Genomic DNA, 20,451 nt, shown 5'->3' with positions numbered 1-20,451 from the left:
AAAGCCTGCTCGTAAGCAGGCTTCTTAAATTTGGCTCCTCTGACTGGACTCGAACCAGTGACATACGGATTAACAGTCCGCCGTTCTACCGACTGAACTACAGAGGAATCGTGTGAACGGGGCGAATATTAGCGGTGCCCCCGCGCCATGTCAAAGCCTGATTTCACATTTTGGCGCGTTTGCCGAATTATTCTCCATTTTGCGCAGAAATGGCCCGTTCCGTCGGCGTTTTCTGCGGCTTCGGATACTTCCACAGCCAGCGGCCGCTGACCATTCGCCAGTAGAAGAACGCGCCACGCACCGCCCAGTCAAGGAACATCCCCAGCCAGACGCCGACCACGCCCATACCTAACACGATACCGAGCGTATACCCCGCCACGACGCGACAGCCCCACATGCCGAGCATCGACACCCACATCGCAAAACGCGCATCGCGCGCGCCTTTCAGCCCGGCGGGCAACACCCACGAAGCCGCCCAGATTGGCATAAATGCGGCGTTAAGCCATAAAAGCACCTTAACGACCTCTTTTACATCCTCTTCATGGGTGTAAAACGCGGCGAACCAGCCAGCAAACGGCGCGGTTCCCCAGGCAATCGCTGTTAGTAACAGCGTTGAGAGCCAGAAGACATGGCGCAGCTGGCGTTCAGCCTGAGCTATCTGCCCTTTGCCAAGCCGTTTACCGGTAATGATCGTCGAGGCTGAGCCGAGCGCATTACCGGGCAGGTTAATCAACGCTGCCACGGAGAAAGCGATAAAGTTCCCGGCAATTACGTTGGTGCCCATGCCGGCGACGAACATCTGCGTCAACAGTTTACCGCCGTTAAACAGTACCGATTCGATACTGGCGGGAATGCCGATGCCCATCACTTCCCAGATAATGTTGAAGTTCAGCTTCTCGAAATAGCTTTTGAGCGGGATACGTAGCGACGGGTTAAAGCCAATCATCAGCACCCAGATAATCGCCACCGCGCCGATATAACGCGAAATGGTTAACCCGAGCCCCGCACCAGCAAAGCCCATTCCCTGCCAGCCAAAAGCACCGTAAATCAGCGCGCTACTGATGATGATATTGAGAATGTTCATGCCGCCATTAATCAGCAGCGGGATTTTGGTGTTCCCTGCGCCGCGCAGCGCGCCGCTGCCAATCAGCGCAATCGCCGCCGCCGGGTAGCTCAGCACCGTTAACTCAAGGTAGGTAAGCGCCAGATCTTTTACCGGCTGGGTTGCCGCCCCGGCTATCACATCAATAATTTCACGGCCGAAGTAGTGGATCACCGCCGCCAGCACGATGGCGAACAGCGTCATGATCATCAGCGACTGCCGCGTTGCTGACCTCGCCCGCTCGGCGTCGAGTTTGCCAAGGCTGAAGGCCACCACCACTGTGGTACCGAGATCGATAGCGGCAAAAAAGGCCATTACCACCATGTTAAAGCTATCGGCAAGGCCCACGCCCGCCATCGCCTCTTTGCCCAGCCAGCTCACGAGGAAGGTGCTGAGCACGCCCATCATCAGCACACAGGTGTTTTCGAGGAAGATCGGCACCGCAAGCGGGGTGATTTCCCGCCAGAACAGCACACGATAGCTTTTACGCTTTCTATACCAGGGGGTACGCATGACGGCCTGGCGAAGGGGGGTGACGACGTTCAAAATAGTCCTTGCCGCAAAAGATGAAATTACATTTCAAATGATGGGGGAGAAATGGTGATCCTGCAAAGCAATTCAGCATAAATTGGTGTCAATACATGCAAATCGCTGATGGAATCAGCAGTTGACTCCCCTCCCCTGAAATGGGGTTTGACAAAAGATTTTTCGCCGCTAAGATAAGCCTCCACACGATTCCTCTGTAGTTCAGTCGGTAGAACGGCGGACTGTTAATCCGTATGTCACTGGTTCGAGTCCAGTCAGAGGAGCCACATTTAAGAAGCCCGCTCAGGGAAACCCGAGCGGGCTTTTTGCATTGGTGCTGTGTCGGATTAACACCTCACACTGCTTCAGCTGGTGATTATGACCGCCCTACACTGCGCGGCCATACCAGAATCAGAGTCTTTAAGCAGTATGCGACGAAGCCGCTTTCCCGGTTCCGTCACTTCCAGCATCAAAGGGAACGTTGTACATTCCGTTCATCCTGACTTACTCAAGGGAACATTGTGCTAATCAATTCATTTTTACTCATAGAAAATAAACTTTTCTCTGTCTCTGTTAATTTTCCAGATGAGATGAGCTTCTTCTTCTCGGCTTCAAATCGGGGATCGTCTGATAAGTAAAGTGCCATAATATAATTATCATCAGCGATACGGTTAGTTTCGAATAGTGTGACTGCATTCTTGTAACAACTTTCCGCGTCTTTACCATTCCTTTCGACCAACATGCACTCTGTAAGCTTCGAAACCGGCTGAGGATTATTTTTATTGAGCATTTCCATTTGCTGCAGCCCGGAAGGATATTTCTTATCGGCAATTAATATGTTGGCATACATCTTTCTGACGTTGTTATTGTCAGGATGCTTAACCGTCAGCTCTTCAAGTTTCTTTAAATAGCCTTGTTTTTGCGCATCATCAGCAAGTGTATATTGAGTAACGAGATTAGCGGCATCCTCTGTCGCTTTATCCTGGTATTTAATGCTATTGGCTGCAATCACCACAATCGGGAGTAAAACCATCGAAAGAAAAACCAAAGAGAATTTAATTTTCATTGAATATCTCACCGTTGAAATTGCGTTAAGTTTATTTCTCGGTTCATGCTGGGAGGAATAGGCACAGACTGCCCCGTATAATTAGCGTAAACGTAGCCACACTCTATTTTGAGTGATGGCACTGAGTAAGTATCTTTAGGAATGAAGAAGCTGGTATCACCTATAAAAATATCATCCAGGCCTAATGCCCACGCCTCATTTGCTTTTCTACTCAGCACATATTTTTTGTTATCAATGCTATTCAAAACGTTACACCAGAAAAGAACTTTTCCTGATCCTGCCGCCTTGGCTGCATTGGTACGGCCAATTGCAGCTATGCGAATATCCTTACCATCGGCGGTATCCGTCTCCGTGACAGTCACGACCACAGAGAACCCCCCCGTGCATCATGCCGACCCCTTCAACAAGCAAATTAGCAAGTTGCCAGAATGAAAACTGCTTAGTAGCCATATGATCTCCCTATACCCGTTTGAACCTGAATGAATATTACCCAACATCATTTCATTTTGCTACTACGCCAAATGTTTCAGTGGGTTATTATTAACAAAGACCTTTATAATTGCTGTTACGCTCAGTGTCAAAAACGTATTTTACAATGCTAATGGTCGATATTCGTACCAAGTAAACCGCTTTTATGCAGGCAATAGAGAATAACTTGAGCGGTTCTGGTTATTACATAAGGGCTTATAGATGACTCTTAGAGTAAAACTATTGTTAGTATTCGCAATGTTACAGCCGGAAAGCCATAATTGCTAAACGATGCCTGTAAAAATCAGTCGCGGATGTGCCGCGTAATACTGGAAAAGGTGTAAACAATAAGAGAGGAGTGATTCTCAAGGCCAGGAGCAAAATTTAACTCCCGGCACAGCGAAAAAATGCATGGCGTTTTTTATTTCAGGCCTAATCTCGCCAGCCCATCGCAGGCGCAACATGTTTCAAAATTGATTCAATAACGTGGGCGTTGTAGTCAACGCCAAGCTGGTTCGGCACCGTCAGTAACAGCGTGTCCGCTTCGGCAATCGCTTCGTCTCGCTTAAGTTGTTCAATCAATTTGTCCGGCTCTGCGGCATAGCTACGCCCGAAAATCGCACGCGTCTTCTCATCAAGAAAACCGATTTTGTCATCGTCGTCGCGGCTGCCGCCAAAGTAGGCACGGTCGCGATCGTTCATCAGGGCAAAGATGCTGCGGCTAACGGAGACGCGCGGTGTGCGCGTATGACCGGCGGCTTTCCACGCCTCCCGATAAGCGCGGATCTGCTGCGCCTGCTGAATGTGGAACGGCTCGCCCGTTTCGTCATCTTTCAGCGTCGAACTTTGCAGATTCATCCCCAGTTTCGCCGCCCATACCGCTGTGGCATTGGAGCCCGCGCCCCACCAGATGCGCTCGCGCAAGCCTTCTGCGTAAGGCTCGAGGCGCAGCAAACCCGGCGGATTGGGGAACATCGGTTGCGGGTTGGGTTTAGCAAACCCTTCACCGCGCAGCGCATCGAGCAGCACTTCGGTGTGACGTCGCGCCATATCGGACTCATTTTCGCCCTCGGCGGGCTGATAGCCGAAATAGCGCCAGCCATCAATCACCTGCTCCGGCGAACCACGGCTGATGCCAAGCTGCAAACGACCACCGGAAATTAGATCCGCCGCGCTGGCGCTCTCCGCCATATAGAGCGGGTTTTCATAACGCATATCGATCACGCCAGTACCAATCTCAATGCGGCTGGTTTTGGCGCCGACGGCGGCGAGCAGCGGGAACGGCGAGGCGAGCTGGCGGGCGAAATGGTGCACCCGGAAGTAAGCGCCATCTGCACCCAGCTCTTCTGCGGCGACCGCCAGATCGATTGATTGCAGCAGCGCGTCAGCCGCGGAGCGGGTGCCGGACTGCGGCGAGGGGGTCCAGTGACCAAATGATAAAAAGCCGATCTTCTTCATGGCGTCGTCCTTCGTTCAGCAAATCGTAAGTGCCCCCTACTCTACGCTTTACGCCATAAGAAGAAATGACATTGATTTAACAATAATATTCAAATTAATTGAGCAATTGCGCTGCCCGCTTTTACATCCGCTCAATACCTCGCATTTCGCTGTTGTTCACAGCTGGCGCGCCGATTTTTACCGGCATACCTGAACGTCTCTCCAGCGCCATCGCCACCTGGCCTGCATCTGCACCCGCCTCTTTTACGATTCTGTTGAGTACTGGCGTGGCGGGAAGCGGCACTTTTGCCGTCGATTCAAACTCTGCGCGGTTGCGCGACAGCGGCTCGTGCACTTCGACCCAGCTGCTGCCGTCCGGCTCGCGGCTCACTTTCACCGGCTCATCGATAATCTGCACGCGGGTGCCGACCGGCACGTTATCGAACAGATATTTAATATCCTGATTGCGCAGGCGGATGCAGCCCTGGCTAACGCGCAGGCCGATGCCGAAATCCGCATTGGTGCCATGTATGGCATACAGCTTACCGATATAGATGGCGTACAGCCCCATCGGGTTATCCGGCCCGGCTGGCACAAAGGCTGGCAGGGTTTTGCCCTCATCGGCGTAGGCTTTGCGGGTGTTGGCCGTCGGTGTCCAGGTAGGACCCGCCTGTTTGCGCTCAACGGCAGTCACCCAGTTACGCGGCGTTTCGCGTCCGGCCTGGCCGATACCAATCGGCAGGATCTCAACGGTATTGCTCTCTTTTGGGTAGTAATAGAGCCGCATTTCCGCGACGTTAACAACAATGCCTTCCCGCACGGTATCAGGCAGGATGATCTGCTGCGGGATGACTAGCTGTGAACCGGCTTTTGGCAGAAAGGGGTCAGCGTCGGGATTGGCTTCCAGCATATTGCTTAGCCCCTGGCCATATTTCGCGGCAAAGGCTTCCAGCGGAAAGGTGTTGCCCTGCGGCACGGTGATGGTTTGCGGGCTACCCACCAGCCGGCTACCTTCCGGCGGCAACGGATAAGTGACCGCCAGCGCAGGCCGGGCTGACAATAACAGCAGAGAAGCGCAAAGCAGTGTGACAGGACGCAACATAACCTTTCCTCAGGCGAAGCGGATGTCTGCTAATGATAGTCGGCTTACTGGGATCTGCTTATCGCCTTCCACCTCGCTATCTGAGCGAAACAGATACTCTTACCCGCTTCGTTTAAGAATTTTCCGACATAAGGCACTATTTAAATATTCGAAAATTGCACCCTCCTTTACAAAAATTTTCATTAATCGAAGGGAATTATGTGGGATAAAAATGCTGCAGTAGAGTACGCCCGCAAACATGCGCACGCGGGTAGTCTTCATAAATGCGCTTTTGCTGTGCGCAAAGCAATTGAAGCGGGAGGTATTATCGGGGTTCGCGCAAATTACGCGAAAGATTTCGGTCCGAGCCTGGTTCATGCGGGTTTTTACGAAATTACCGATCAGCCACAAAAAGGCGATGTTGCGGTTATCCAGAGTATCCCGGAAAGTATACCCGGTCACACCTGCATTTTTGATGGTAAGGTTTGGATCAGCGATTTTGTGCAGCATTCAGGCATGTACCCAGGCCCAGCCTACCGCAAGCATCGCCCCTCATTTAAAATCTACAGGCATAATTAAATGAAAATAATCTCGCTGTTATTACTGTTCATCTCAACAGCCACCTGGGCCTCACCCTCCCCAATTGAAATTGCGCAGCAGCAAGCTCTCAACTTCAACAAATGGTATATCGCTCAATTTGCAGCAGATAACTCATCGCCGTTGGACGGGCAGAAAATCGATAAATACGTCACTGGCAACACCCTTAAAAAACTGCGCCATGCGGCGAAAACTGATGAAGCCAATTACGGTGGCGATTTCTTTATCGGCACGCAAGATATTAATGACGACTGGGTTGATAACGTAGCCGTTATGCAAACACTTGTTGATCCTGTATGCACCAATGTCTTCGTCGCCTTTGGCAAAGATAAAAAACACATAGTGGTGGATTGTATGGTGAAGGAGGCGGGTACCTGGAAAATTCAATCAGTAACCGGGACAGAGATTATCGCCTCGCAATAATGCATGTTCATGACTTCAAACCCCGCCGAAGCGGGGTTTGAAGTGAAGAGTTAAAACTTATCCTTTACTGCGGCTGGCGATAATCTCCTCGGCCACATTGCGCGGCGCTTCCGCGTAGTGATGGAACTCCATGCTGTAGGTTGCACGCCCCTGCGACATCGATCGCAGCGTGGTGGCATAGCCAAACATCTCCGCCAGCGGCACGTCGGCGCGGATAATCTGGCTACCGAAGCGCTCTTCCATGCCCTGCACCATGCCGCGACGCGAAGAGAGATCGCCCATAATATTCCCGGCGTACTCCTCCGGCGTCTCTACTTCGACATGCATCACCGGTTCGAGGATCGCCGGATCCGCGCGGCGCGCGCCCTCTTTAAAGCCAAAGATCGCCGCCATGCGGAAGGCCATCTCCGAAGAGTCGACATCGTGATAGGAGCCGAAGGTCAGCGTCGCTTTCACATCCACCACCGGGTAGCCCGCCAGCACGCCGCTGTTCATCGCTTCACGCAGCCCCTTCTCAACGGAGGGGATATACTCGCGCGGCACCACGCCGCCTTTGGTCGCGTCTTCAAATACAAAGCCGCTTCCCGCCGCCAGCGGCTCCAGCGTCAGCACTACATGGCCATACTGACCTTTACCGCCGGACTGACGCACAAACTTGCCCTCAATCTCTTTAACAGTTTTGCGCAGCGTTTCGCGGTACGTGACCTGTGGACGGCCAATATTCGCCTCCACGCCGAATTCGCGCTTCATGCGGTCAACGATAATCTCCAGATGCAGCTCCCCCATCCCGGAGATGATGGTTTGCCCGGACTCTTCATCCGTATGCAGACGGAATGACGGATCTTCCGCCGCCAGCCGCTGTAGCGCGATGCCCATCTTCTCCTGGTCCGCTTTGGTCTTCGGCTCGATGGCGAGCGAGATCACCGGCTCCGGGAACTCCATGCGCTCAAGCGTAATCACCTTGTCCGGATCGCTGAGCGTGTCGCCAGTGGTGACATCTTTCAACCCGACACAGGCGGCGATATCGCCTGCACGCAACTCATCCACTTCGTGACGATCGTTGGCATGCATCTGCACAATACGCCCAATGCGCTCTTTTTTGCCTTTCACCGGGTTGTAGACCGCATCGCCTTTTTTCAGCACGCCCGAGTAGACGCGGATAAAGGTCAGCTGGCCGACATAGGGGTCGGTCATCAGTTTGAAGGCGAGCGCCGAGAAGGGCTCGTCATCATTCGCATGACGTTCCGCCGGCTGGCCTCTTTCATCCACGCCCTGAATCGCCGGAATATCGAGCGGCGACGGCATCAGTTCCACTACCGCGTCGAGCATGCGCTGCACACCTTTGTTTTTAAAGGCGCTGCCGCACAGCATCGGCTGGATTTCTCCGACGATGGTGCGCTGGCGCAGACCGGCAATAATTTCAGCTTCGTCCAGCTCGCCGGTTTCCAGGTATTTATCCATCAATGTCTCGTTCGCTTCCGCTGCCGCAGAGACCATTTTTTCGCGCCACTCTTGCGCGGTTTCCAGTAACTCTTCAGGCACCGGCGCATAGCTAAAAGACATGCCCTGCGTGGCATCATCCCAGATAATTTCGCGCATTTTGATCAGATCGACCACGCCCGTGAAGTGCTCTTCAGCGCCAATAGGGATGACAATCGGCACCGGGTTGGCTTTCAGACGGTCGATCATCATCTGAACCACGCGGAAGAAGTCTGCGCCGGGGCGATCCATTTTGTTCACGAACGCGAGGCGCGGAACGTGATACTTATTGGCCTGCCGCCAGACGGTTTCTGACTGCGGCTGCACGCCGCCCACCGAGTCGTAAACCATGACCGCGCCGTCCAGCACGCGCATAGAGCGCTCCACTTCGATGGTGAAATCGACGTGCCCTGGGGTATCGATAATGTTGATACGGTGCGGTTCAAAATTGCGATCCATACCGGGCCAGAAGCAGCTTACCGCCGCGGAGGTAATGGTAATGCCGCGCTCCTGCTCCTGCGCCATCCAGTCGGTGGTTGCCGCGCCATCGTGTACTTCCCCCAGCTTATGGCTCATCCCGGTGTAAAACAGGATGCGCTCGGTGGTGGTGGTTTTACCGGCATCGATATGCGCGGAGATACCGATGTTGCGATAACGTTCGAGAGGAATGGGTCGGGGCATGATGCGTCCTTAGTCTGTTGACTGTCAGTTGGCGGCCCGAATGAGCCGCAGTGGTTTAACGGCGTTTAGCATAGTACAACTGTACGTATATATTCGAACTATTTTTACTATTCTTTCGATTGGCGAATCCGGGGTAGCGGTCGTGGTGTTAAACAGGCAGTTTGCGTATAGTAGCGCCGCTGAGTCAGCCGCAGCCCCATCGTTAATACAGGAAAAGTATGATCGCTAACCACCCTGAACGTGAGCAGTTTCGCCTGGAAAATGTGCTTTTTGCGCTCGGCAACCCCCTGCGCCTGGCCATCATCAAGCGCCTGGCCGACGGCAGTGAAATGAGCTGCAACACGCTGCGCCCGCAGGAGGTGGCGAAATCGACCATGACCCATCACTGGCGCGTGCTGCGCGACAGCGGCGTGGTGTGGCAGCGCCCGCAGGGGCGGGAGAATATGATTTCACTGCGCCGCGAAGATCTGGATAGCTGTTTTCCCGGCTTGCTCGATACACTGTTGCAGGTAATGCAGCAGGCCGAATGAGGCGCGTTTTGCCGGATGGCGGCTAACGGTATAGCGACTAGTCTGTTGCACTTTTACTGGTGCCGGATGGCGGCTAACGCCTTATCCGGCCTACGCAAACCGAATGCATGCTGTTTGTAGGCCGGATAAGCGCAGCGCCATCCGGCAACCCTCACTGCACCGGCGGCAACACAATATTGCTGCCCGCCAGCGTCACCATCTGGTTGTAAATCGCACAGGCGGCGTCACGCCTTCCTGCCAGACACCGTGATCGGCGCACAGCACAATGAGCGCTTTCTCATCTACCCGCAGCTCGCCCTGAAGGCCGGGCATCCCGGCCAGTTGCACCGCCAGCGACTCGAGCCGCCCGAGGCTGCCAACCGGTTTGAGTAACCCATTTAAGTGCTGCTGCGCGCGTCGCATCGCCCCTTCGTCGGGAGCCGGAATGGCGGCTAATATCGTCGCTAATGTCTGCATGAGGTCTCTCGTTAAGGGATCAGAGTAGCGCCAACAGGAAGATAACCTCGCCAAGCTCAATCGCCGCGCCGAGAGTGTCGCCGGTCTGCCCGCCGAGGGTGCGCTTGAGCAACCAGCCGAGCAGGTAAATCGCCACCATGGTGACCAGCAGCGCCAGCACGCCCTGCGCGCCAAGCAGCGCCACGGTTATGAGTGCGGTGATGATTAAGGTGACAAAGGTATCTCTGCCGGAAACTTTGCCAATAAACAGATTGCCCAGCCCTTCGTCGCGGGCGTAGCGGTGTCCGAACATCAGTAACACTGAGCAGCCGCGCCCGGCAGCACAGGCCGCCGCCAGCGCCGCGATCATCGGCGTATCGCGCAGCTGTAGCTCGCTGAGCACGAGGATTTTTGCCACCAGCACAAACACCAGTGCCAGCCCGCCGTGGGTGCCAAGACGGCTGTCGCGCATGATCTCAAGCATCCGCTCGCGTCGGCGGGTGGAGAAAACGCCATCACAGGTATCTGCCAGACCATCGAGATGGAAACCGCCGGTCAGCAGCGCCAGCGCCAGCACACTCAACAGCGCTGCCAGCGGCGCACCGCACCAGGTGTGCAAGACCGTGAAAAGAAGACCGCTCAGGCCGCCGAGCAGTAGGCCGACCAGCGGGAAAGTGGTGATCCCACGCACATAATCCGCCCCATCCAGCCCCTGTACCCAGCGGCCCGGCACCGGAATGCGGCTGATAAACGACAATGTGGCGAAGAACAACTTGATCATTTTATTTTCACTCCAATTCCCGATACCACCAGCCAGACCTCATCGGCTGCCTGTGCAAGCCGCTGATTAACGCGCCCGGCAATATCACGAAAATGCCGCGCCAGACGGTTTTCCGGCACGATCCCCATTCCAACTTCATTGGTTACCATCACCACCGGTGAGGGACAGGCGTTGCAGGCAGCAATTAGCATATCGATCTCCTGCTGCACCTGTGCCTCCAGCGTGGCGTAATCCCCGCCCTCAGCATCGTCGCTGCCGCCAAAGGCGAAGAGCAGATTAGTCACCAGCATGGTGATGCACTCCAGCACGATCGCCTCATCCGCATCGCTGTGCGCGGTGATGTATTGCTTATCTGCTGCCAGCGCTCCTCCGTGCGCCAGTGTGCCGGGCGGCTCTGGCGATGATGGGCAATGCGCGCGGCCATCTCTTCATCAAAAATTTGCGCGGTGGCGATATATAACACTCGCGGCGCGTGGCTGACTAACGATTCGGCGTGACGGCTTTTGCCGCTGCGCGCGCCGCCGGTGACAAGCGTTAACATGCGCGCTCCTGATGAGATTTAAACGTCCTGATGTGCGTTCTGCGCGTCGCATTTTACCACTCTGCAAACAGAGAAAGGCCTGGTTTTTATGGGTGATAAAGAAAAAAGGAGGAAGAAAAGTGGAAGGGAGTGGAGAAAAGAGAAGACGGTGAGAGACGAGGCTCTCACCGCGCAGGCGCTTACTCGGTTTTGTTTTCGACCGACTTCAGTTCGCCCATGGTTTTCAGTTTTTTAGAGATTTCGCGGCGCTCTTTCGACAGCTCGGCGTTTTTGATGATGTAGTCATCAACGCGATCTTCGTAGTCGGTACGCATGCTGGCAATAATGCCCTGAATGGCTTCAACGCTCATGCCCGGCTTAATGTAGTCGCTGAGGTTGTCCAGCAGCAGAACGCGTTTCTGGTTATCACGGATCTTTTTCTCAACGTCCTGAATTTCGCGCTGCAGTTTGTTTTTGCGACGGAACAGACGCACAAATTCCAGAACGTCCTGGAATGAAGGCTTGGTTGTTTCCATTTTGACACCCCTGATTAATTGAGATTCGGATTCGTTAAGGCCATCACCTGAGAGGCAAACCTACCCAAAGCAGTGGCATATGACAATAAGTTTTCCTGCTGGCTATCATAACCGCAAATATAGCTGAATCGAAACAACCTGGCAGCACGAGGGTGTTATTAGCCGTTTATTTGCGCAGCGCCCGGCAGATCAAATGCGATAACAACTCCAGCTGGCGCGCCAGCTCCATGCTGAGCCAGACATAGCCGTGAATGGAGGTTTCCGTCACCGCATCACCCTGATGTTCGCCAATCAACTGCCGCAGTTCAGCAACGATATCGTTAAGCTTTTCCGTGTTCGCCAGGATCGGCTGCGGGTTGCCCTCATAGAGCGCGTGAGCGATGGTGAGCAACGTCTGCTGCGTCATCTGCTGCGTCTCTTGCAGCGTGCTGGCGTTAATCATCACGAAATGGCTGGCGCGCGAACTCCAGTGGGCGTTGATTTGCAGCTCCAGCATGCAGACCATATTGCGGCTGACGGTCTGGATAGCTTCGAAGATCGCTTTCTGGATATGAGTCTCTTTACAGGCGGGGGTAATCAGCCCTCGCATTTTCACCACGTCGTTGAGGATTTTTTGCAGATGCTTTTCCAGCCGTGGCCGCTCCACAAGGTTGCGTGAGAAACCGCCCTGGTAGACGCGGTTAAAGGCCGTGACGTAGTTCGCCATCTGAATGCGCCAGTGCAAAAAGGCGCGCTGCGGCCAGATGCCGGTAAAGAGCATGGCGAGGAGCGAACCGATAATCACATCGCCACCGCGCCACAGCGCCGTATGCATATCGCCGCTTGGCCCACCCACGACGACCGCAAGGGTGATACCAATCAGCAGCGCCTGGTAAGGCTTTTTGCCGAGCGCCAGCCAGCCGCAGAGAAACATGGCGGCGGCGCACCACAGCAGCATCAGCGGCAGAGAGTAAAGTTCCAGCTTTAACGCCACCAGCCCCAGCAGCGCGCCGAAAATGGTGCCGCCGATGCGCTCAAAGGCGCGCGGCACCACGTTGCCCCAGAAGGAGATAGGCCCCATCAGCACCACCAGCGTAATCAACGGCCAGGTGCCCTCCGGCACATTGAGCAGGCGGATAAGCAAAAAGGTGAGAATAAACGCCAGCGCGATGCGCACGCCGTGCACCACGCGGTAGTGGCGATAAAGTCGAATTTCAAACGGGCTGAGGGATTTGTCGCGACGCACAGCCAGGCTCCGGGTCAAAAAGAAAGGCGCAATTGTAGCGGTATTTTTTCCTGCCAATGCCCTGTCAGGACAAAAAAAGAGGCCGCCAGCATCACTCTCGCGGCCTTTTTTGCCCTGCCCGGCTTTAGTGGGCGTTCGGCTCGACGGGGATATACATTTCGATATCCCAGAAACCGTCGCCCTTGCCATCGTTCTGGTAGATCTCAAAACAGGGACCGGCACCAATCTGCACCGAGGTGTCACCCAACAGCTCGTCAAAAAAGAGATTCCAGCTGCCTTCAAAATCTTCGTTGTAGACCCGCGCGCTCATCACCGCGTAATGACCGCCGGGAATGTCGGTGGTGATAACGCCTGCGCTGTTAACAGGCACCTGGAAGTCGCGCTCAACGGTGATGGCGACATCACAGCGCAGCTTTTCCGGCGGCACTTCATCGGGGTTATCGTAATAGACGCTGACCCACTCCAGCGGCTGGATCTGGTTATGCTCGACCCACAGCAGCAACTGCTGGAAGCCCTGCTTCACCTTCTCTTCCCACGGCCCCACCAGATGAAACCCGGCGATACGGCGCTGCTCTGCTTGCTTAACCTTGTAGCCCATCGTGACCTCCTGCGCGTTACTGTTTGTCTGTACAGTATATCTACCCGGCGACCATCAGGCTTGCCGCACGCGTCAATTATGCGAGCAGACTCGCAAGCCTGCCACTCTGCCCGCGCGATGGTCACCCTTTGTGGTGCAGGTAGTCGCTCAGTCGGGAGAAGAGCCCGCCTTTGCCAACGCTCTCCAGCGTCACCAGCGGCATTTTGGCAATCACTTTATCGCGGTCATAAAGCTGGATTTCACCGACGCGCTGATGGGCGGCAAGCGGCGCTTCCAGCTCTTTGCTGTCCAGCACATATTTCGCTTTGATGTTTTGCAGCTCCGCTTTCGGCAGCACCAGCCAGCGATCCTCATCGGTGCCGACAGCAATCTGCTCTTTATCGCCATACCAGACGCGCTCGCTGCCCACTTTTTTGCCGTTACGCAGGATCTCAACCGTATCGAAGTTCTGCTGACCCCAGTGCAGCAGCTTGCGCGCCTGCTCTTCGCGCCCTTTCGGGCTGTCCGCGCCCATGATCACCGCGATCAAACGGCGTTGACCATCAACACTTGAGGCAATCAGGTTAAAGCCCGCACCGGAGGTGTGGCCGGTCTTCAACCCATCGACGTTCAGGCTTTTATCCCACAACAGCCCGTTGCGGTTCTGCTGGGTGATGCCGTTCCACGTCAGGCTCTTTTCGCTGTACATATGATAGAAGTCCGGCTCGCCGTGAATAATGGCGCGCGATAACACCGCCAGATCGTAGGCCGAGCTGTGCTGCCCCGGCGCATCCAGGCCATGTACCGTTTCAAAATGGGTATCACGCAGATTCAGCTTCTGCACGTAGTCGTTCATCATCGCCACGAACTGCGGCTGCCCACCGGCGACGTGATCCGCCAGCGCCACGCAGGCGTCATTCCCGGAATCGACAATCAGCCCGCGGCTCAGATCGCGCACCGTCAGGCGATCGCCCGGCTTAAGGAACATCAATGACGAGCCGGCAAACACCGGGTTGCCCTGCGCCCAGGCATCTTTGCCGACTGTAACTACGTCGTCCGCACTGATGCGATGGCTATCAATGGCACGGTCGACGACATAGCCGGTCATCAATTTGGTGAGACTCGCCGGATTACGCTGCTGATGCTCTTGCCCCGCAGTTAAGATTTACCCGGTGGTGTAGTCCATCAATACCCATGATCCGGCCTGTACTGCCGGGGGCTGAGGGGCAAATGGGAGGTCGTCGGCCTGAGCGCAATGGACGCTCACCGCCAACAATGAAGCAGCAAACAAACGGCGTTTCAATGAAATATCCTCAATACATCGGAAAGGGGCGTCCTTTGTACGGAACTTCGTGTGTCGTTACTTGGCAAAATTGCAAAGAAATGTGACATAAATCATTTTTAAGCCCCTGTTTTTGCGAGTTGCGCCGTAAGCTGACGCGGTTTTTCTTCGGCACACGGGCGACGATGGTTTACCATAGTCGGCATACTTTCTGACAGGATGAGCTTCTGGTGTCTGATTCCCCGGCAACCCCGACATTTCTTTTTCATGATTACGAGACCTTCGGAACCAGCCCCGCGCTGGATCGCCCGGCGCAGTTCGCCGCGCTGCGCACCGATGCCGATTTCACGACCATCGGCGAGCCGGAAGTCTTCTACTGCAAACCCGCCGATGACTATCTTCCCCAGCCTGAAGCGGTGCTGATCACCGGCATTACCCCGCAGGTGGCGCGCGCCAAAGGTGAAAATGAAGCGGCGTTTGCCAAACGCATTCACGACCTCTTCACCGTGCCAAATACCTGCGTAGTGGGTTACAACAACGTCCGTTTTGATGATGAAGTGACGCGCAATATTTTTTACCGCAACTTCTACGATCCCTACGCCTGGAGCTGGCAAAACCACAACTCCCGCTGGGATCTGCTGGATGTGATGCGCGCCTGCTACGCCCTGCGCCCGGAGGGGATCAACTGGCCGGAGAATGAAGAGGGTCTGCCGAGTTTCCGCCTTGAGCACCTGACCAAAGCAAACGGCATTGAGCACAGCAACGCCCACGATGCGATGGCGGATGTCTATGCCACCATCGCCATGGCGCAGCTGGTGAAAGCGAAGCAGCCGAAGCTGTTTGCCTATCTCTATAGCCATCGCAGCAAGCAGAAGCTGGCAACCTTGATTGATGTGCCGCAGATGAAGCCGCTGGTGCATGTCTCTGGCATGTTTGGCGCGGCGCGCGGCAACACCAGCTGGGTTGCGCCGCTGGCGTGGCATCCGGAAAACCGTAACGCGGTGATTATGGTCGATCTGGCGGGCGATATGTCGCCGCTGCTGGAGCTGGACGCTGATACATTGCGTGAGCGCCTCTATACGCCGAAGAGCGAGCTGGGCGATGACGCGGCGGTGCCGGTTAAGCTGGTGCATCTGAACAAGTGCCCGGTGCTGGCGCAGGCTAATACGCTGCGGCCAGAGGATGCCGAGCGGCTCGGTATCGACCGCCAGCGCTGTCTCGATAATTTACAGATCCTGCGTGACCATCCGCAGGTACGCGAGAAAGTGCTGGCGATCTTCGCCGAAGCGGAGCCGTTTGTGCCGTCGGAGAATGTCGACGCGCAGATCTACAACGGCTTTTTCAGCGATGCCGACCGCGCCGCCATGAAAATCCTGCTTGAGACCGAGCCGCGCAACTTACCGGCGCTGGATATCACCTTTGCCGATGCGCGCATTGAGAAACTGCTGTTTAACTACCGGGCGCGCAACTTCCCCGGCACGCTTGATGAAGAGGAGCAGCAGCGCTGGCTGGCGCATCGCCGCGAGATCTTTACGCCGGAGTTTTTACAACGCTATGCCGAAGAGCTGCAGGCGCTGTTCCAGCAGTATGATGGGGACAGTGAGAAACAGGCGCTGTTGAAAGCGCTGTGGCAGTACGCCGAAGAGATTGTCTGAACGTTGCCCTCCCGTGCGCGGGAGGGCCTGCGGCTTACGCCTTCTGGACGGTGATGCTCCAGGCGGCATCACCCACCTGCTGGTAATCCGTAATGGTGTGCCCCTCTTCTGCCGCCCACTGAGGAATCGCTTCCGTCGCCTGGGTGCAGTCGAACTCAATCACCAGTTCATCGCCGCTGTGCATCTCTGCCAGCGCCGCTTTTGCTTCAATCAGTGGGAACGGGCATACCTGCGTTACCACATCGAGTTTTTTAACTGCCATAACAGCTCCTGTTTATTTAGGCCACAGCCGCGGCAAGCTTCGCTTTGCGCTGTGGACGAACATATAAAAACCATGACGCGGTCCATACGCCAAGGATCATAAATACCAGACCGATCCACCCCTGCCAGGTCATCATCGCTGTCATGACCAGACCATTACCGATGGAGCAGCCGCCCGCCATGCTGGCACCCACACCCATCAGCAGCCCACCAAAGCCGCTGCGCAGCGTGGTTTGCGCATCGGCGGCGCGCACGCGGAACTCGCGGCTGGCTTTCGCGGCAATCAGCGATCCCAGGAAGATACCCAGCACCAGGAAGACGCCCCAGTTCAGCACTTTGCTCTGGCCTGCCACCAAAAATTGCAGAATATTGGCGGTCGGCGAGGTGATGCCAAGACCAAACATGCGCCCGGTGGCTTCGCTCAGCGGCCATGCCAGCAGCGCAATCAGGCCGATCAGCACGGCGGTGACAAACGGATGCCAGCGCTTCTCAAACAGAATGTGTGCAAGACCAGTTCTGCGCGGAGGCAGTGAGGCAACTTTCAGCTTCGGTTTGCGCAGCTCTTTGGCAACCACCCACAGCGTCACCGCCACCAGCAGCACAACGAGCGGCCAGACGGAGAAGCCAAAGGTCTCGGCGATTGAGTTGTGCTCGGTGCTGTAGGTTTTCAACAGCTGGTTGAGGCCCGCTGCGTTCGGCGAGCGCATTACCGCGCTCATCACCATATAGGTAAAGAGCGCAATCCAGCTGCCGATCAACCCTTCCCCGGCGCGATACCAGGTCCCGGTCGCACAACCGCCTGCGTAGACGATGCCAAGCCCAAAAATATAGCCGCCCACCACGGTGCCAAGCCACGGGAAAGCGCCAGCGTCATATTGCACCACACCCGCCTGAATCAGGGCGAAAACGCCCACGCTCTGGATCGCAATCGCGATCAACAGGGCATAAAACATGCGGTTATTTTTCGCGATGTACATATCGCGAAAGCCGCCGGTGAGGCAGAAACGGCCCCGCTGCATCACAAAGCCGAGCAGCGCGCCGCAGATCAATCCACTTACAATCATTGAGAACATAACGGTAATAGCGTCCGGAAAAACAAGATCGCAAATTATTCACAAGCAGCCGGGCGGGAACCAATAACAAAATGGTCTAGCATAGGGTGTTTTGTTATTAGCGGCGGGTGGAAGAGCGGAGGCGAAAAAAAACCGGAGGCGTGGCCTCCGGTTTCATTATCTGTCTGAGCAGATCTTACTGAGTGATATCTTCGTACTGCGGCACCGGGTTACGGAAGCTGCGGGTCACGCAGGCCAGGTAAACCAGACCAATCGCGCCCCAGATGAGGCCCAGCACCATCGAGCTCTCTTCAAGGTTAACCCACAGCGCACCGACCGTCAGCGCGCCGCAGACCGGCAGCACCAGGTAGTTGAAGTGGTCTTTCAGCGTTTTGTTGCGCTTCTCGCGGATCCAGAACTGGGAGATCACCGACAGGTTAACGAAGGTGAAGGCCACCAGCGCACCGAAGTTGATCAGCGCAGTGGCGGTGACCAGATCGAAGTTAATCGCCAGCAGCGCAATCGCGCCAACCAGCAGCACGTTCCATGCCGGAGTACGCCATTTCGGGTGTACGTAGCCGAAGAAACGGGTCGGGAAGACGCCGTCGCGGCCCATCACGTACATCAGACGGGAAACGCCCGCGTGTGCCGCCATACCGGATGCCAGTACGGTAACGCTTGAGAAAATCAGCACGCCCCACTGGAAGGTTTTACCCGCAACATAGAGCATGATTTCCGGCTGCGACGCGTCCGGATCTTTAAAGCGCGAGATATCCGGGAAGTAGAGCTGCAGGAAGTAAGAGGCCACGATAAAGACCACGCCGCCCAGCAGTGCGGTGAGGAAGATCGCGCGCGGAATGACGCGCTCGGCGTCTTTGGTCTCTTCAGAAAGCGAAGAGATGCCGTCGAAGCCGAGGAACGAGAAGCAGAGGATCGTCGCACCGGTGATCATCGGCACCACGTGCGCCCCTTCGGACCAGAACGGACGGGTGCTGGTCAGCGTGCCTGCGCCTTCGCCGTGCGACACACCGTAGATGATAAGCCCGACGATGACGGCAACGATGCCCATCTGCAGGATCACGATCAGGGTGTTGAAGTTCGCCACGGTCTTAATGCTGCGCAGGTTGGAGATGGTCATAAAGGCCACCAGCGCCACCACGAACAGCCACGACGGAATAGAAGGCACCAGCGCTTCAAAGTAAATTTTCGCCAGCAGAATGTTGATCATCGGCATGAACAGGTAGTCCAGCAGCGATGACCAGCCCACCATAAAGCCCACGGCAGGGGAGATGGATTTCTGCGCATAGGTATAGGCGGAGCCCGCCGACGGGAAACGGCGAACCAGTTTACCGTAGCTCAGGGCAGTAAAGAGAATAGCGACCAGGGCAAACGCGTAGGCGGTTGCCACATGACCATCGGTCAGGCCGGAGACGATACCAAACGTATCGAACAGCGTCATCGGCTGCATATAGGCAAGGCCCATCATTACAACCGGAATCAGCGTAAGGGTCTTACGTAATTCCACGCGAGAGGTTTTTGGAGTAACGTTATGCGACATGGCTTTCCCCCAGAACGGCGGCGGCCGTCGCAAATGCAAAATATTGCCCCATTTGTGTTCTTTCCTCAGCGACAACGACTGTCGGTTTTTAAATGTGTATCTATCCGGTACGAAGCCCGGCCTCTTTTATTGAATGACGTTTTGCTTGCAAAAAAATAACCGACGCGTTGAACGTCGGTTAATCTTCTCTATTTTTTGCAGCGGCATATTCTGCACCAGGTTGAAGCACAATGACAATACAATGCAGGCCGCCATAGAAATTAATGATGTCTAACCGTTTGATTTTTAAACGCCAGCTTGATCATTAATCCTGCTAATCGCATTTTTTGCTAAAAATCCCTACTCCAGAGGCATCTGCATCGGATCGGGGTAGAGATATTCAAAGCCTAGTTCAGAACAGATGCGGCTGCCATCTACCACTTTGCCGCGCTTTTCTGCGGGCGAATCGGTAAAGGTTGGCGCTGGCAGACCCAGCTTACGCGCCATTGCCGGATAGAAGGTTTCGCGCGTCGGATGCGCGGGTGCGCAGATATTATAAATGTGCCCACCTTTTGGCGACTGCAGCAGCAGCGTAATAGCGGCAACCACATCTTCGAGATGAACCAGGTTAACGCCAAGTTGGCCATCCGGCGCGGTTTTACCGGCGAAGAAGCGCCCCGGATGGCGGGATGGTCCAACTAATCCTGCCAGACGCAGGATGTCGACCTGAGTGCCCGGTAAATTGTGCAGCCAGTCCTCAAGCTCCTTCAGCACGCGCCCGCTGGCGGTCATCGGCTGGCGCGGCGTGGTCTCTTTAACGGTGCCTGGCGCATCGCCGTAGACCGAGGTTGAACTGGTAAAGAGGATGCGCGGAATGCGGTGCGCCAGCGCGCTGTCGACAATCTCCTGCATCGCCTGCAGATAGAACTCCTCGCCGGGGCCGCTGCGCCGGGCGGGTAGCGTGATCACCAGCGCGTCGACATTCATTAGCGCATCGAGATCGTCCGGGTCACACACCAGTTCAGGTTCGAGCTTAAGCAGATAGCTTTCGATACCGCACATGCGCGCCGCCTCGACGCCATCTTCCGTGGTTTTGCTGCCGGTCACGTGCCAGCCCCGCGCGGTTAATGAGAGCGCCAGCGGCATCCCCAACCAGCCTAATCCGACAATTGCGACTTTTTTCATGCCTCTCCCCTGCTTA

Annotated in this window: 19 protein-coding genes, 2 tRNA genes and 3 pseudogenes; 5 read left to right on the top strand and 19 right to left on the bottom strand. The window is 55.5% G+C overall.

The window, feature by feature from the left end; translation table 11 throughout:
- Nucleotides 1-31: 31 nt before the first annotated feature.
- From ABIC80_RS02770 to ABIC80_RS02760, 3 genes are all read right to left on the bottom strand, one after another.
- Nucleotides 32-107 (bottom strand) — tRNA-Asn (locus ABIC80_RS02770).
- Between the two features lie 80 nt (nt 108-187).
- Entirely contained in the window at nt 188-1,675 is a 1,488-nt protein-coding gene (locus ABIC80_RS02765; protein ID WP_094420880.1) for an EmmdR/YeeO family multidrug/toxin efflux MATE transporter, read from the bottom strand.
- Nucleotides 1,675-1,833: a DUF5951 family protein gene (locus tag ABIC80_RS02760; protein WP_219846320.1), complete on the bottom strand. Its 159-nt coding sequence runs from the start codon at nt 1,831-1,833 to the stop codon at nt 1,675-1,677. Before ABIC80_RS02760 ends, ABIC80_RS02765 begins: the two co-directional genes overlap by 1 nt.
- 5 nt (nt 1,834-1,838) lie before the next feature.
- On the opposite strand from ABIC80_RS02760, the gene ABIC80_RS02755 reads away from it, so the two are divergent.
- Nucleotides 1,839-1,914, top strand: a tRNA-Asn gene (locus ABIC80_RS02755).
- A gap of 221 nt (nt 1,915-2,135) precedes the next feature.
- Here the strand turns inward: ABIC80_RS02755 and ABIC80_RS02750 are convergent.
- The 4 genes from ABIC80_RS02750 to ldtA form a co-directional block, all read right to left on the bottom strand.
- A complete protein-coding gene (locus ABIC80_RS02750; RefSeq protein WP_429175359.1) occupies nt 2,136-2,693 on the bottom strand; it encodes a hypothetical protein in 558 nt (185 codons plus the stop codon).
- A gap of 8 nt (nt 2,694-2,701) precedes the next feature.
- Nucleotides 2,702-3,061, bottom strand: a complete 360-nt coding sequence (locus ABIC80_RS02745) for a hypothetical protein (protein ID WP_429175356.1) — start codon at nt 3,059-3,061, stop codon at nt 2,702-2,704.
- 532 nt (nt 3,062-3,593) lie between these two features.
- Nucleotides 3,594-4,619: an LLM class flavin-dependent oxidoreductase gene (locus ABIC80_RS02740; protein ID WP_429175353.1), complete on the bottom strand. Its 1,026-nt coding sequence runs from the start codon at nt 4,617-4,619 to the stop codon at nt 3,594-3,596.
- Between the two features lie 121 nt (nt 4,620-4,740).
- Entirely contained in the window at nt 4,741-5,697 is a 957-nt protein-coding gene (gene ldtA, locus ABIC80_RS02735; protein ID WP_429176458.1) for a L,D-transpeptidase, read from the bottom strand.
- Between the two features lie 201 nt (nt 5,698-5,898).
- Between ldtA and ABIC80_RS02730 the strand changes: the two genes are divergently transcribed.
- Together ABIC80_RS02730 and ABIC80_RS02725 are read left to right on the top strand one after the other, a co-directional pair.
- Complete coding sequence (locus tag ABIC80_RS02730; protein WP_187799322.1) at nt 5,899-6,258, top strand: CHAP domain-containing protein; 360 nt, start codon at nt 5,899-5,901, stop codon at nt 6,256-6,258.
- Complete coding sequence (locus tag ABIC80_RS02725; protein ID WP_429175351.1) at nt 6,259-6,699, top strand: DUF3828 domain-containing protein; 441 nt, start codon at nt 6,259-6,261, stop codon at nt 6,697-6,699.
- Between the two features lie 57 nt (nt 6,700-6,756).
- On the opposite strand, the gene fusA is transcribed toward ABIC80_RS02725, so the two are convergent.
- Nucleotides 6,757-8,859 (bottom strand): elongation factor G, encoded by a 2,103-nt coding sequence (fusA, locus tag ABIC80_RS02720; protein ID WP_429175349.1) that lies wholly within the window; start codon nt 8,857-8,859, stop codon nt 6,757-6,759.
- Between the two features lie 218 nt (nt 8,860-9,077).
- Here fusA and ABIC80_RS02715 point away from each other — a divergent pair, with 218 nt between their 5' ends.
- A complete protein-coding gene (locus ABIC80_RS02715; RefSeq protein WP_042717288.1) occupies nt 9,078-9,389 on the top strand; it encodes an ArsR/SmtB family transcription factor in 312 nt (103 codons plus the stop codon).
- A 222-nt stretch (nt 9,390-9,611) separates the two neighbouring features.
- Here the strand turns inward: ABIC80_RS02715 and ABIC80_RS02710 are convergent.
- The 7 genes and pseudogenes from ABIC80_RS02710 to dacD form a co-directional block, all read right to left on the bottom strand.
- Nucleotides 9,612-9,845, bottom strand: a pseudogene (locus ABIC80_RS02710) (nicotinate-nucleotide--dimethylbenzimidazole phosphoribosyltransferase); the annotation flags it as partial.
- Between the two features lie 19 nt (nt 9,846-9,864).
- Nucleotides 9,865-10,605: an adenosylcobinamide-GDP ribazoletransferase gene (gene cobS / locus ABIC80_RS02705; RefSeq protein ID WP_429175346.1), complete on the bottom strand. Its 741-nt coding sequence runs from the start codon at nt 10,603-10,605 to the stop codon at nt 9,865-9,867.
- A pseudogene (cobU, locus tag ABIC80_RS02700) lies at nt 10,602-11,146 on the bottom strand (bifunctional adenosylcobinamide kinase/adenosylcobinamide-phosphate guanylyltransferase). Before cobU ends, cobS begins: the two are co-directional and overlap by 4 nt.
- Nucleotides 11,147-11,325: 179 nt before the next feature.
- Nucleotides 11,326-11,661, bottom strand: coding sequence for a DUF496 family protein (locus ABIC80_RS02695; protein ID WP_157737672.1), 336 nt, complete (start codon nt 11,659-11,661; stop codon nt 11,326-11,328).
- A 166-nt stretch (nt 11,662-11,827) separates the two neighbouring features.
- Complete coding sequence (locus ABIC80_RS02690; protein WP_042717279.1) at nt 11,828-12,886, bottom strand: FUSC family protein; 1,059 nt, start codon at nt 12,884-12,886, stop codon at nt 11,828-11,830.
- 124 nt (nt 12,887-13,010) lie between these two features.
- Nucleotides 13,011-13,484 (bottom strand): DNA gyrase inhibitor SbmC, encoded by a 474-nt coding sequence (gene sbmC, locus ABIC80_RS02685; protein ID WP_200580481.1) that lies wholly within the window; start codon nt 13,482-13,484, stop codon nt 13,011-13,013.
- Between the two features lie 121 nt (nt 13,485-13,605).
- Nucleotides 13,606-14,766, bottom strand: a pseudogene (dacD, locus tag ABIC80_RS02680) (serine-type D-Ala-D-Ala carboxypeptidase DacD).
- Nucleotides 14,767-14,975: 209 nt separating this feature from the next.
- Between dacD and sbcB the strand changes: the two are divergent.
- Entirely contained in the window at nt 14,976-16,400 is a 1,425-nt protein-coding gene (sbcB, locus tag ABIC80_RS02675; protein WP_429175343.1) for an exodeoxyribonuclease I, read from the top strand.
- 34 nt (nt 16,401-16,434) lie between these two features.
- Here the strand turns inward: sbcB and tsuB are convergent, their stop codons facing one another.
- From tsuB to ABIC80_RS02655, 4 genes are all read right to left on the bottom strand, one after another.
- Nucleotides 16,435-16,662 carry a thiosulfate utilization sulfurtransferase TsuB/YeeD gene (gene tsuB / locus ABIC80_RS02670; RefSeq protein ID WP_023479141.1) on the bottom strand — a complete coding sequence of 76 codons (228 nt, stop codon included), beginning with the start codon at nt 16,660-16,662 and terminating at the stop codon, nt 16,435-16,437.
- A gap of 16 nt (nt 16,663-16,678) precedes the next feature.
- Complete coding sequence (tsuA, locus tag ABIC80_RS02665; protein WP_023479168.1) at nt 16,679-17,734, bottom strand: thiosulfate utilization transporter TsuA/YeeE; 1,056 nt, start codon at nt 17,732-17,734, stop codon at nt 16,679-16,681.
- 175 nt (nt 17,735-17,909) lie between these two features.
- Complete coding sequence (locus ABIC80_RS02660) at nt 17,910-19,271, bottom strand: APC family permease (protein WP_023479165.1); 1,362 nt, start codon at nt 19,269-19,271, stop codon at nt 17,910-17,912.
- 339 nt (nt 19,272-19,610) lie between these two features.
- Nucleotides 19,611-20,435, bottom strand: coding sequence for an SDR family oxidoreductase (locus ABIC80_RS02655; RefSeq protein WP_429175342.1), 825 nt, complete (start codon nt 20,433-20,435; stop codon nt 19,611-19,613).
- Between the last annotated feature and the right edge of the window lie 16 nt (nt 20,436-20,451).

This window comes from Kosakonia sp. 1610, from assembly GCF_050435845.1.
Lineage (GTDB): Bacteria > Pseudomonadota > Gammaproteobacteria > Enterobacterales > Enterobacteriaceae > Kosakonia > Kosakonia cowanii.
Note: the sequence above shows the minus strand (reverse complement) of the source record. Positions and strands in the feature narration are given on the sequence as shown.